The following is a 12,250-nucleotide window of genomic DNA, read 5'->3' as shown; positions in this document are numbered from 1 at the left end:
CGCGCCTCCCCCGACGGCGGTCAGCGGGCCTCCCGGATCGGGCAGGATGAGCGCATGCCCGCCTCGCGCCTGCCCGTCCGTCGCATCGAGGAGCGCGGGGGTGACCCCATGCCCCGCGGCGTGTGGCCCGCGACCCTCGCACCGGTCGCGCAGGTCCTCGAGTCCGGGCTCGACCTCGATCGGTGCACGGTCCTCGTCGGCGACAACGGCGCGGGCAAGTCGACGATCGTCGAGGGGCTCGCCATCGCCTTCGGACTGAACGCCGAGGGCGGGTCCACCGGAGCGGTGCACCGCACGCGTGCGTCCGAGTCGACACTCGGCGACCACCTGCGGCTCGTCCGGGACCCCGGCGCGGAGCGCAACGGCACGTTCCTGCGCGCGGAGACGATGTACGGGTTCTTCACCTACCTGGAGCAGCACCCGGGCGGACGGCCCGAACCGGTGTTCCACGAGCGGAGCCACGGCGAGGCGTTCCTCGACTTCGTCGCCGACCGGTCCACCTGGCCGGGCCTCTGGCTGCTCGACGAGCCCGAGTCGGCGCTGTCGTTCCAGGGGTGTCTCGAGCTCATGCGGCTCATGCAGGACGTCCTGACGGATCCGCGGGCGCAGATCGTGCTGTCGACGCACTCGCCGATCCTGGCGTCGTTCCCCGGTGCGAAGGTGCACGAGGTGGGCGAGTGGGGCATCCGGCCCTCCGCCTGGGAGGACCTCGAGCTCGTCAGGAACTGGCGCGCCTACCTGGACGCGCCGGAGCGGTACCTGCGGCACCTGCTCTGATCAGCTGGTGACCTTCGTCATCTGGAGCAGACCGTCACCGGCGGGCGAGAGCGCGCTCCGGACCGCCCCCGACGTCGAGACCTCGGTGAGCAGCGTGCGGAAGTCCGTGGCCGCCCGGTCGCGCTTGGTGGGGTCGGCGACCCGGCCGCGCCAGAGGGCGTGGGGGACGAGGACGGTCCCGCCGATCCGCGCGAGCCGCAGCCCGTGCTCGACGTACTCGATGACGTTCTCCGGGTCCGCGTCGACGACGACGACGTCGTACGAGGCCTCGTTCATGCGGGGGAGCACCTGGGCGGCGCGACCGGGGATGAGGCGGACGCGGCTCGGCACGGCACCGGCGTGCAGGAACGCGTCGCGCGCGTACTGCTGGTGGTCCACCTCGACGTCGATGGTCGTGAGCGTGGCGTCAGGGGCACCCGCGAGCAGGTACAGCCCCGAGACGCCGAGCCCCGTCCCGATCTCGATGATGCCCGTGGCGCGGGACGCCGCCGCGATGACGCTCATCTGGGCGCCGACGGCGGGGGACACCGCTTCGACGCCGAGCTCGAGGGAGTGTTCCCGCGCACGGGCCACGACCTCGGGCTCCGCGACGATGTCCTCCGCGAACTTCCAGTTCGACTCTTTCTCTGACACGCACACTCCTCGGCCATCAACTCTACGGGTGACCTGACCGCCGGAGGCGTTACCCTTCTCCCGTGTCCATCTCGTTCGACAAGATCCTCGTCATCGGGATCATTGCCGTGTTCCTGTTGGGCCCGCAGCGACTCCCGATGTACGCCCAGAAGCTCGCGCAGTTCGTCAAGATGCTCCGCGGCCTGGCCGACACCGCGAAGACCCGCATGCGGGACGAGATGGGGCCGGACTTCGACGACATCGAGTGGCAGAAGCTCGACCCGCGACAGTACGACCCCCGGCGCATCATCCGTGACGCGCTGTTGGCCGACTCGGTGGGCGAGACGCCGCAGCCGATCACCCCGCCGGCGGTCCGGGCGACCGCGCCCGTCGAGACCCTCGAGGCGGGCGAGGCGGCGCCGTACGACGGCGAAGCGACCTGACCCGAGCCTCCCGACGCCGGGACGCACCGCTCGCTTCCGGTCGAACCGCGTGATCCCGGTGTTCGACCGGAATCCAGCGGTGCGACCGCGCCGACGCCCCGACGAGCGGGTCACCGCACGCCGAGCCCGAGCTTCCGGCCCGCCAGACCGCGGCCCATCGCGACGAGACGGTCCGCGACGGCGGTGAGCGCCACGGCAGCGGGGTCCTCGGGGTGAGCCGCGACGACCGGGACACCGGCGTCCCCGCCCTCGCGCAGCGCCACCGACAACGGCACGCTCCCGAGCACCGGCACGGGCTCGTCCTGCCCGACGGACAGCCGTCGGGCGGTCTCGGCACCGCCGCCCGACCCGAAGAGCTCGAGGACGCTGCCGTCCGGCTGCACGAGGCCGGCCATGTTCTCGACGACACCGACGACCCGCTGACCGGTCTGGCGCGCCACGACGCCGCTCCGCTCGGCGACGTCCGCCGCCGCCGCCTGCGGTGTGGTGACGACGAGGACCTCGGCGTGGGGCAGCAGCTGCCCGACCGAGATCGCGACGTCACCGGTGCCGGGCGGCAGGTCGAGGAGGAGGACGTCGAGGTCGCCGAACCACACGTCGGTGAGGAACTGGGTGATCGTGCGGTGGAGCATCGGCCCGCGCCAGGCCACGGCCGTCGAGGCGTCGTCGACGAACATCCCGATCGAGACGACCTTCACGTCGTGGGCCACCGGCGGCAGGATCATGCTGTCGACCCGGGTCGGCCGCGGCGCCCGCCCACGCTCGTCGGTGAGCCCGAGGAGGCCCGGCACGCTGAACCCGTGCACGTCCGCGTCGAGGACGCCGACGCGCAACCCACGGCGGGCGAGCGCCACCGCGAGGTTCACGGTGACGGTCGACTTGCCGACGCCGCCCTTGCCGCTCGTCACGGCGACGACGCGGGTGAGGGTCTCGGGGGTGAACTGCACCCCGCGCGGGCGCCCCGCGCGCAGCCGCTCCGTCAGGGCCGACCGCTGGGCCGGGGACATCACGGACAGGTCGACGACGACGTCGGCCACGCCGGGCACGCTCGCGGCGGCCGCGCGGACGTCGCGCTCGATGGTGTCGGCGGCCGGGCACCTCACGATCGTGAGCTGCAGGTCGACCCGCACCGTGCCTCCCGGCTCGGCGTCGACACTCCGGACCATGTCGAGTTCGGTCACCGGCCTGCGGATCTCCGGGTCGAGCACACGACCGAGCGCGGCCACGACGGCACCCGCGAGCGCGACGTCGCCGGTCGTCGCGGGTCGGCCGGGAGGCGCGACCTCAGCCATGCAGACCGCTCGCCGCCGTCTCCTGTCCGGCCTTCGCGGCGGCGTCGGCGGCGTCGGACGCCGCCGCTGCGGCCGCGGCGGCCGCTGCCTCGTCGCGACGATCCAGTTCCTCGAGGAGCGACCGGAGCTCGGAGCGGATGAAGTCCTTCGACGCCATGTCCCGGACGGCCAGGCGCAGCGCGACGACCTCGCGGGCGAGGTACTCCGTGTCCGCGAGGTTCCGCTCGGCGCGCTGCCGGTCCTGCTCGAACTGCACGCGGTCGCGGTCGTCCTGCCGGTTCTGCGCCAGCAGGATGAGGGGTGCCGCGTACGACGCCTGCAGTGAGAGCACGAGCGTCAGCGCGGTGAACCCGATCGCCGCGGAGTCGAACTGCCAGGCCGCGGGGGTGAGCGTGTTCCAGCCCATCCAGACCACGACGAACAGCGTGAGCCCGACGAGGAACCACGGCGTGCCCATGCCGCGGGCGATCGCCTCGGTCAGTCGGCCGAAGGCGTCCCCTCGGCCGCGGCGTCGGCTCGGCAGCACCCGCGTCCGCATGCCCTTCGGCGAGTCGAGGCGGAGCTCGTTGCGGTCGGTGCGGCGACGGTCGTCATCTCGTGCTCGTGCCACCTGTGGTCCTCCTTCCGGCTGTCACCGGGGTCCTGCGCGTGCGTTGCCGTGGTCTGGAGGCCGGGCCGGAGGGCCCGTCCTGACTTCGCCAGTCATCCGGCAGGACGTGGTCGAGGACGTCGTCGATCGTCACCACCCCGACGAGACGGTGGGCGTCGTCGACGACCGGAACGGACACGAGGTTGTAGGTGGCCATGATCCGCGTGACCTCGGCCGCGCTGGCGTCGACGCGGACGGGCTCGAGCTGGGTGTCGACGAGCGTGCCGAGGCGCTCGTTCGGCGGATAGCGCAGCATGCGCTGGAAGTGGACGAAGCCGAGGAACCGTCCGGTGGGCGGCTCGTACGGCGGCAGGGTGACGCACACCGCGGCGCCGAGCGCGGGAGCGAGCTCGTGTCGGCGGATGAGCGCCAGACCCTCGGCGACGGTCGCGTCGGCCGAGACGATCACCGGTTCCGTCGTCATGAGCCCGCCGGCGGTGTCCGGCGCGTACTCGAGGAGCATGCGGACATCGGAGGCCTCTTCCGGCTCCATGAGCTCGAGCAGGGCCTCGCTCCGCTCGTCCGGCATCTGCGCGAGGACGTCCGCCGCGTCGTCCGGCTGCATCTGGTCGAGGACGTCGGCCGCGCGGGCGTCCTCGAGGCCCGAGAGGATGGCGATCTGCTCCTGGTCCGGCATCTCCTCGAGCACGTCGGCGAGACGGTCGTCGGGGAGTTCGCCCGCGACCTCGAGTCGGCGCTCGGCGGGGAGATCGAGCAGTGTCGAGGCGAGGTCGGCCGGCAGCAGGTCGGAGTAGGCGGCGATGACGTGCTCGGCCGACTGGGACTCGCCGGGGAGCGTGTCCTCCTCGGTGACCTCGTTCCAGGACGCGAACGTCGTCGGGCCCTTGCCGAACGGCGAAGGGGTCGTCTTCGGCTTGCGGAGGAAGAGCTGCGCGACCTCCCAGTCACCCTGGCCGCGGTCCTCGATCGCGACGTCCTCGATCGTGGCGCGGACGCGGTCCCGCGTCACGAGCACCCGGCGACCGAGCATCTCGGCGATGACCCGGACCTCGCCCCCGCGCTGCTCGAAGCGACGCATGTTGACGAGCCCGGTCGTGATGACCTGTCCGGCGCCGATCGAGGTGATCCGGCCGATCGAGACGAAGATGCGGCGCTTGCCGGGGACCTCGACGATGAGCCCGACCACCCGGGGCGGATCCGCTCGGCGGTAGACGACGAGGACGTCACGGACGCGGCCCACACGATCGCCCGCGGGGTCGAAGACGGAGCACCCGGCCAGGCGGGCGACGAAGACCTTCGTGGCGCTCACCCGTCCAGCGTAGTCGCTCGCACCTGGTTCACGTCGGGCGCCAAGGGTGCTGGTGGAAGATGCCCTGTGTGAGTACTCAGAGCCCGTTCGGTCGTCCCGGCGCCGCGTTCCCCACCCCACCGCGCGGCGACGTCCTGGGCACGTACCAGACGTACCCCGAGGCCCAGCGCGTCGTGGCCCAGCTCGCCGCGGCGGACTTCCCCGTCCGACAGGTGTCGATCGTCGGCAACGACCTCAAGACCGTCGAGCGGGTCACGGGCAAGCTGACCTACGGACGCGCGGCGCTCGCCGGTGCACTCAGCGGGTTGTGGCTCGGGTTCTTCTTCGGGATCGTGCTGACGCTGTTCTCCGGAGCGCCGGGCGGGTCGTTCTGGGCCGCCGCGCTCATCGGCGCCGCGTTCGGCATGCTCTACGGGGTCGTGAGCTTCTCGGTGACGCGGCGGCAGCGCGACTTCACGAGCGTGCACCAGGTCCTCGCCATGAACTACCAGATCATCGTCGACCCCCAGCTCACGATGCGGGCCCGGCAGCTGCTCGGTCAGCAGCAGGGCGGTTGGGCGGCGGGGCCCCAGCAGTTCGGCGGGCCGCAGTACCCCGGCCGACCGCCCCAGGGTGGGCACGGCCAGGCTCCGTACGGGCAGCAGCAGCCGCCGTACGGGCAGCAGCAGCAGGCTCCGTACGGGCAGCAGCAGCCGCCGTACGGGCAGCAGCAGCAGCCGCCGTACGGGCAGCAGCAGCCGTCCGGACAGCAGCAGCCGTCCGGACAGCAGCAGCCGCCGTACGGGCAGCAGGGGCAACCGGGCGCCGTCCGGGCCGAGCGGCCGTCCGGACAGGAGGCCCGCCCCGGCCAGCCGGGCCCGCAGGCACCGGCGGACGAGCCGCCGCGCTACGGGGAACGGGTCAGCCCGACGCCGACGCCGACGCCCGCGCGGCCGGCATCCGACGACTCGGGCGACCACGAGGGCGCCGAGGACCGCCGTCACCAGGGCGGCCGGCGGGACGACCAGGCCGACTGAGCACGTGGACGGCGCGGGGCCAGCCGCACGCGGGTCAGTCGGTCACGCCTCGGGGGCCGTCAGCACCTTGGCGTAGCAGACCGACAACGGAGCGCCGACGTACGGGCCGAAGTTCGCGATGCGGGTGAAGCCCTCGCGCTCGTAGAAGTGGATCGCCCGACGCTGCTCCGTCCCGGTCTCGAGGACGAGCGCCGGAGCCCCCAGGGCCCGTGCGGCGACCTCGAGCTGGGCGAGGAGCGCCGCGGCGACCCCGGTACCGCGCGCCTCGGACCGCACGTACATGCGCTTGATCTCGACGACGCCGTCCTCGACCACCCGCAGTCCGCCGCAGCCGAGCGGCGCGCCGTGGGTGTCGCGGGCGACGAAGAACACCGCGATGGACTCGGCCGTGGGCTTCTCGCCGGGTTCGGTGTCGCGCCCGTACGTGCCGTCGATCTCGATGCGCTGGGCGGCGCGCAGGCGAACGGCGTCAGGGGCGTCGAAGTGCTCCGGGGCGATCGTGAACGGGCGCGTCTCGGGGGTGCTCACGGGCAGCAGGGTACCGGTCGGCCTCTGGGCTCAGCGGCTCGCGACCCAGGCCTCGACGTCCGAGGCGGTGCGGGGGATGCCGACGGACAGGTTCTCCGCGCCGTCCTCGGTGACCAGGATGTCGTCCTCGATGCGGACGCCGATGCCGCGGAACTCCTCGGGGACGGTCAGGTCGTCCTCCTGGAAGTACAGGCCCGGCTCGATCGTGAACACCATGCCGGCCTCGACCGTGCCGTCGAGGTAGAGCTCGCGACGGGCCTTCGCGCAGTCGTGCACGTCGAGCCCCAGGTGGTGGCTCGTGCCGTGCACCATGTAGCGGCGGTGGTACTGGGCCTCTGGGCGCAGGGACTCCTCGGCGCTCACCGGGAGGAAGCCCCACTCGGCGGTCCGCTCGGCGATGACGCGCATGGCGGTCGCGTGGACGTCGCGGAAGGTGATGCCCGGGCGCACGATGGCGAACGCGGCGTCCGCGGCTTCGAGCACCGCGTCGTAGACCAGGCGCTGCACCTCCGTGAAGCGTCCGGAGACCGGCAACGTCCGCGTGATGTCGGCTGTGTAGAGGCTCTCGACCTCGACCCCGGCGTCGATGAGGATGAGGTCGCCCGGCGCGACGGCGCCGTCGTTCCGGGTCCAGTGCAGGATGCAGGCGTGGGAGCCCGCCGCGGCGATGGTGTCGTACCCGACGGTGTTGCCGTCCGCCCGGGCGCGACGGTTGAACGTGCCCTCGACGATGCGCTCGCCGCGGGGGTGTGCCAGGACCGTGTCGAAGTCCGCGATGACGTCGTCGAACCCGTGCTTGGTCGCGGTGACGGCACGACGCAGCTCGTTCACCTCGTACGGGTCCTTGACGAGACGCATCTCGCTGAGGTCGCGGGCGAGCACGTCGTCCGTCGCGGGCGTGTCGCTCGTGGCGTCGATCCCGCCCACCGCGACCCCGAGCCGGCCGTCGAGCGCCTCGGTGAACGCGGGGTCGGCGTCACGGACGAGGAGCGCGTGGGTGTCGAGCCGGTCCGCCACGTCGGCGAATGCGCCGAGATCGCGCGTCGCGATGCCGAGGTCCGCCGCGACCGCCTCCAGTGACGGGCGCGGTCCGACCCAGAACTCGCCGATCTCGGGGTTCGCGTAGAACTCCTCGGAGTCCCGGCCCGCACTCGCTCGGAAGTACAGCGTCGCGTCGTGGCCGTCGGCCCTCGGCGTCAGGACGAGGACCGACCCGACGACCGCGTCCGTGCCCCAGCCCGTCAGGTGGGCGAACGCGGAGTGCGGTCGGAACGGGTAGTCGCAGTCGTTCGAGCGCACCTTCGCCTGGCCGGCGGGGACCACGAGGGTCCGGCCCGGGTGCAGCGCGGAGAGCCGTGCCCGGCGCTCCGCAGCGAACGATGCCTGCTCGCGTGCGTCGGGCAGTGCGCGGTCGTGTTCCGCCCAGTTGGACGCGATGTGGTCCTTGAAGGTCGAGGACCCGGGGGTCGTCGATCGGTTGCTCGTCGCGCGGGGAGTCGGCTCGGCCATGCTCACATCATCCCACCATGCGTCGTGCACCGACCCGGGCGCCGTGGGCGTCGATCGCGGGGGCACCGGGGAGTCCACGGCTAGCATGGCCGGGTGCCCGATCCCCTCATCGACCTGCACACGCACTCGAGCGTCTCGGACGGCACCGAGCGGCCTGCCGACCTAGTGCGTGCGGCATCGTCCGCGGGCCTCGACGCGTTGGCGCTGACGGACCACGACACCACGGCCGGGTGGGACGAGGCCATCGCGACGGCCCGGACGCTCCCGATGACGCTCCTGCCCGGGCTCGAACTCAGCACGCGGATCGGCTACCGGAGCGTGCACGTGCTCGGGTACCTCGTCGATCCCACCCACCCCGAACTCGTCGCCGAGACGCAGCGGATCCGCGAGGGCCGCGTCGATCGTGCGATGCGCATGGTCGAGCGGATCGCCCGCGACCACCCGGTGTCGTGGCAGGACGTCATCGCCCAGGCGAGCCCGGGTGCCACGATCGGCCGACCCCACATCGCGGACGCACTCGTGGCCGCCGGGCTCGAGGCCGACCGCAGCGCGGCGTTCCGCGGCATCCTGCACCCCGCCGCGGGCTACTACGAGCCCCACGAGGCGCCGTCGCCGCTGGCCGGCGTCGAGCTCATCCGTGCCGCGGGCGGGGTCCCCGTGATCGCGCACCCGGCGGCGTCGACCCGGGGGATCGTGCTCGACGAGCGAGCGCTCGAGGACCTCGTCGAGGCCGGACTCGGCGGGCTCGAGGTCGACCACCGCGAGAACCTGACGCACGGCAAGCGCGTCCTGCTCGACTGGGCGGACCGCTACGGGCTGTTCGTGACCGGCTCGAGTGACTACCACGGCACCGGCAAGCCGAACCGGCTCGGCGAGCACCGCACCGCCGAGCGCGCGTTCCGGACCATCGTCGCGTCCGCGACCGGTTCCGAACCGGTCGTCGGCGACGGATCCCGACTCACCGTCTGACGAGCGAAGCGCGTCCGGCCGGGAGGCTGGACGCGCGTCGACGGGACCCGTCACGGTGGTCGTCGCCGGACGACCACCGTGTGCGGACTACTCGGCAGCCGGACCGCTCGCAGCGGACGAACTCGCCGCGGACCCCGCGGACTGGCCGCCGGTGGCCGCCGCATCGGCGGCCGTCGACCCTGCCTGACCACTGCCACCACGACGGCGGCGACGCCGACGCCGCGGCGAGCTGCCCTCGGGACCGGTCGTGCCGGCGGTGGTCTCCGCCGCCTCCGGCTCCGCGCCGATCGCGTCGGAGCCCGCGGCGGGCGCACTCGTCGTGATCGGGCCTCCCGACCGGGTGCGCGAGCGGGACCCGGACCGGCCGCCCTCGGACCGGCCGCCCTCGGAGCGGCCGCCCTCGGACCGCTGCTTGGTCGGCGCGGCCGCGTGCGGGGACGAACCGGGCAGACGGCCCTTGGTGCCGGCCGGGATGTCGAGGTCGGTGTACAGGTGCGGACTGGACGAGTAGGTCTCGGTCGGCTCCGGCTGCCCGAAGTCGAGCGCCTTGTTGATGAGCGACCACTTGTGGAGGTCGTCCCAGTCGACGAACGTCACCGCGATGCCGGTCTTGCCCGCGCGGCCGGTCCGCCCGGCCCGGTGCAGGTAGGTGTCCGGGTCGTCCGGGATCGTGTGGTTGATGACGTGGGTCACGTCGTCGACGTCGATGCCGCGCGCTGCCACGTCGGTGGCGATGAGCACGTCCCGCTTGCCGGCCTTGAACGCGGCCATCGCGCGCTCCCGCTGCTCCTGGTTCAGGTCGCCGTGCACCGCCGCGGCGTTGAACCCGCGGTCCTGGAGCTCTTCCATCAGCCGGGCCGCGGCGCGCTTGGTCCGCGTGAAGACGACGGTCTTGCCGCGCCCGTCGGCCTGGAGGATCCGGGCGATCACCTCGTCCTTGTCGAGCGCGTGCGCCCGGTAGATGACGTGCTTGATGTTCGCCTGAGTCAGGCCCTCGTCCGGGTCGGAAGCGCGGATGTGGATCGGCTTCGACATGAACCGCCGGGCCAGCGCCACGATCGGGGCCGGCATGGTCGCCGAGAACAGCATGGTGTGGCGCACCGCCGGGACCGACTGGAAGATGCGCTCGATGTCCGACAGGAACCCGAGGTCGAGCATCTTGTCGGCCTCGTCGAGGACGATCTCCTGCACGTGGCCGAGGTCGAGCACCCGCTGCCGGTGGAGGTCGATGAGGCGACCCGGCGTGCCGACGACGATCTGCGCGCCGTCCTTGAGCTGTTCGATCTGGCCCTCGTACGCCTTGCCGCCGTAGATCGCGGCGAGCTTGACCGGACGGTTCGACGCGGCGAGCTCGAGGTCCTCGAACACCTGGACGGCGAGCTCGCGGGTCGGGACCACGACGAGCGCCTTGACGCCCGGCTCGGGGTCGTGCCCGAGCCGTTGGATGAGGGGGAGGCCGAAGCCGAGCGTCTTGCCCGTTCCGGTCTTGGCCTGGCCGATGATGTCCTGGCCGGTGAGTGCGAGCGGGATCGTCTGCTGCTGGATCGGGAAGGGCTCCGTGATGCCCTTGGCCGCGAGCGCGTCGACGATGTCCTGCTCGATGTCGAGATCTGAGAAAGTCAAAGAGTTCAACCCTGTTCGTTGTCGGGGAGTCCGCTCAGTCTACCGTTCTGCGCATTTCCGCAGTTCGGGACGCTGGCGGACTGGGGATGGGGCACGCGCGCGGCCCCTATGCTGGTCCGGTGGTGTCGTGGTGGAACCGGAGACGCGCGCGTCTCGCGGCGAGCTGGCTGGCGTCGCGGAACCCCCGCGCGGCCGCGTCCGTCGAGCGGCTCCAACTCGACGACGTCTCGCCCGAACTGACCGTCTACCTGGGCCAGGCCGCGTACCTGCAGCTGTCGTTGTACGAGGCCATGGGGCGTGCCGGTGCCTCGGCGCCGACCATGTCGGGGCGCCTCGTCACGGGCGTGCTCGCCACTACCGCGCTCGATCGGCACCGCGCCATCGTGGCCGAGATCGAACGGTCCGGACACGAGCCGGCGGAACTCATGGAGCCCCACCGCGAGGCCATCGACGCGTTCCTCAGACGGACGGCCGGTGCGGACTGGGCGGAGTCGATCCTCACCGGTTACGTGACGGCCGGGATCCTCAACGACCTGTTCGCGAACCTCGCCCGGTCGCTGCCGACGGACGTCCGAAACCGCTTGCGTGGGGTGTTCGACGCACGCGAGGAGCCCGCTGTCGTCGAGGAACTGACGGCGGACATCGCCCGCGACCCGCTCGTGGCCTCGCGCCTCGCCATGTGGGGGCGGCGCCTCGTCGGTGACACGCTGCTCGTGGCGCGGTCGGCGCTCGCCTCGCACGCCCGTGAGGACGAGGAGCGCCTCGAGCCGGTGTTCACCGAGCTCATCGCGGCCCACACCCGGCGGATGGACGCCCTCGGGCTGACCGCCTGAGCCGAACCGGGTGACCGGACCCGGTGCGGATCCCGGACCCGGTGCGGATCCCGGACCCGGTCCGGGTCTCCGCTCCGGACCGTGGTGCTCCCGGCCGCCCGGGCCTCCCGGCCGATGCGTCAGGAAGCGGTACCGACGGTGCGGAGGCGCTCGAAGAACGCGGCGTCCGCGCGCTCCCGCCGGCGCCCGACCGACCACGCCGTCACCAGCGCGACGACCCCGGCGACCACGAGCGTGACCACCCAGATCCAGGGTTCGCCGTACGACCACCCGACCCAGGTGAGGGCCTCCCACAGCACGGCCGCGACGGCCCCGCCCACGGCGGGGGCGAGGAACACGCCCCGCGTCACGTGCCACGGCACGACGATCTGCGCGAACAGGCCGGTCAGGATCCCGCCGAGCACGGCGAAGAGGAGTTCCATGTGGACCGAGGGGTCAGGCGACGAAACCGATGCGGCGCGACTCCTCGGAGCCGACCTCGACGTACGCGAGGGACGCGACCGGGACGATGAACCGTCGGCCCTTGTCGTCCTGGAGCGACAGGTGCGTGGCGCCCGAGGAGAGCGCGGCCGACACGGCCTGCTCGATGTCGGCGGCCGTCTGCTTGGTCTCGAAGGCGATCTCACGCGGGCTGTTGGTGATGCCGATCTTGATGTCCACGAGCACAGCGTATCCGAGGGCCCAGGGGCGGGCTCCGGCGTTCACCCACAGCGCACATGCGCGCCGTCC

Annotated in this window: 14 protein-coding genes; 5 read left to right on the top strand and 9 right to left on the bottom strand. The window is 72.6% G+C overall.

Annotated elements, in window-relative coordinates; genetic code table 11:
* Positions 1-54: 54 nt before the first annotated feature.
* Positions 55-777, top strand: coding sequence for an AAA family ATPase (locus DEI88_RS12065; protein WP_111010851.1), 723 nt, complete (start codon positions 55-57; stop codon positions 775-777).
* Here the strand turns inward: DEI88_RS12065 and DEI88_RS12060 are convergent, their stop codons facing one another.
* Positions 778-1,410, bottom strand: a complete 633-nt coding sequence (locus DEI88_RS12060; protein WP_111010850.1) for an O-methyltransferase — start codon at positions 1,408-1,410, stop codon at positions 778-780.
* 62 nt (positions 1,411-1,472) lie between these two features.
* Between DEI88_RS12060 and DEI88_RS12055 the strand changes: the two genes are divergently transcribed.
* Positions 1,473-1,832 (top strand): twin-arginine translocase TatA/TatE family subunit, encoded by a 360-nt coding sequence (locus tag DEI88_RS12055; RefSeq protein ID WP_111010849.1) that lies wholly within the window; start codon positions 1,473-1,475, stop codon positions 1,830-1,832.
* Positions 1,833-1,942: 110 nt separating this feature from the next.
* Here the strand turns inward: DEI88_RS12055 and DEI88_RS12050 are convergent, their stop codons facing one another.
* Genes DEI88_RS12050 through DEI88_RS12040 form a run of 3 tightly spaced genes read right to left on the bottom strand, consistent with a single transcriptional unit; the run spans position 1,943 to position 5,043 of the window.
* Positions 1,943-3,124, bottom strand: a complete 1,182-nt coding sequence (locus DEI88_RS12050; protein WP_111071245.1) for an Mrp/NBP35 family ATP-binding protein — start codon at positions 3,122-3,124, stop codon at positions 1,943-1,945.
* Positions 3,117-3,662, bottom strand: a complete 546-nt coding sequence (locus DEI88_RS12045) for a DUF1003 domain-containing protein (protein ID WP_111013692.1) — start codon at positions 3,660-3,662, stop codon at positions 3,117-3,119. The genes DEI88_RS12050 and DEI88_RS12045 overlap by 8 nt, the downstream gene beginning before the upstream one ends.
* Before the next feature lie 52 nt (positions 3,663-3,714).
* The gene (locus DEI88_RS12040; protein WP_111010847.1) at positions 3,715-5,043 is read right to left on the bottom strand and encodes a magnesium transporter MgtE N-terminal domain-containing protein; all 1,329 of its coding nucleotides are present in this window, start codon (positions 5,041-5,043) and stop codon (positions 3,715-3,717) included.
* Between the two features lie 68 nt (positions 5,044-5,111).
* On the opposite strand from DEI88_RS12040, the gene DEI88_RS12035 reads away from it, so the two are divergent.
* Positions 5,112-6,059, top strand: coding sequence for a YflT domain-containing protein (locus tag DEI88_RS12035; protein ID WP_111071246.1), 948 nt, complete (start codon positions 5,112-5,114; stop codon positions 6,057-6,059).
* Positions 6,060-6,101: 42 nt separating this feature from the next.
* Here the strand turns inward: DEI88_RS12035 and DEI88_RS12030 are convergent, their stop codons facing one another.
* Both DEI88_RS12030 and DEI88_RS12025 read right to left on the bottom strand, forming a co-directional pair.
* Positions 6,102-6,587, bottom strand: coding sequence for a GNAT family N-acetyltransferase (locus tag DEI88_RS12030; protein WP_111013639.1), 486 nt, complete (start codon positions 6,585-6,587; stop codon positions 6,102-6,104).
* Positions 6,588-6,617: 30 nt separating this feature from the next.
* Positions 6,618-8,096 (bottom strand): aminopeptidase P family protein, encoded by a 1,479-nt coding sequence (locus DEI88_RS12025; RefSeq protein ID WP_181441158.1) that lies wholly within the window; start codon positions 8,094-8,096, stop codon positions 6,618-6,620.
* 93 nt (positions 8,097-8,189) lie between these two features.
* Here DEI88_RS12025 and DEI88_RS12020 point away from each other — a divergent pair, with 93 nt between their 5' ends.
* On the top strand, positions 8,190-9,065 hold the full coding sequence (locus DEI88_RS12020; RefSeq protein WP_111071248.1) for a PHP domain-containing protein: 876 nt from the start codon (positions 8,190-8,192) through the stop codon (positions 9,063-9,065).
* An 87-nt stretch (positions 9,066-9,152) separates the two neighbouring features.
* On the opposite strand, the gene DEI88_RS12015 is transcribed toward DEI88_RS12020, so the two are convergent.
* Positions 9,153-10,688, bottom strand: a complete 1,536-nt coding sequence (locus tag DEI88_RS12015) for a DEAD/DEAH box helicase (protein WP_111071249.1) — start codon at positions 10,686-10,688, stop codon at positions 9,153-9,155.
* Positions 10,689-10,807: 119 nt separating this feature from the next.
* Between DEI88_RS12015 and DEI88_RS12010 the strand changes: the two genes are divergently transcribed.
* Positions 10,808-11,521: a ferritin-like fold-containing protein gene (locus tag DEI88_RS12010; protein ID WP_258368670.1), complete on the top strand. Its 714-nt coding sequence runs from the start codon at positions 10,808-10,810 to the stop codon at positions 11,519-11,521.
* Between the two features lie 119 nt (positions 11,522-11,640).
* Here the strand turns inward: DEI88_RS12010 and DEI88_RS12005 are convergent, their stop codons facing one another.
* On the bottom strand, positions 11,641-11,943 hold the full coding sequence (locus DEI88_RS12005; RefSeq protein ID WP_111071251.1) for a hypothetical protein: 303 nt from the start codon (positions 11,941-11,943) through the stop codon (positions 11,641-11,643).
* 13 nt (positions 11,944-11,956) lie between these two features.
* Positions 11,957-12,181 carry a DUF3107 domain-containing protein gene (locus DEI88_RS12000; protein ID WP_111010909.1) on the bottom strand — a complete coding sequence of 75 codons (225 nt, stop codon included), beginning with the start codon at positions 12,179-12,181 and terminating at the stop codon, positions 11,957-11,959.
* Between the last annotated feature and the right edge of the window lie 69 nt (positions 12,182-12,250).

Origin of the sequence: Curtobacterium sp. MCBD17_003 (assembly GCF_003234885.2) — a bacterium.
Lineage (GTDB): Bacteria > Actinomycetota > Actinomycetes > Actinomycetales > Microbacteriaceae > Curtobacterium.
The sequence above is the reverse complement of the archived record's forward strand: the minus strand, read 5'-3'. Positions and strand labels throughout refer to the sequence as shown.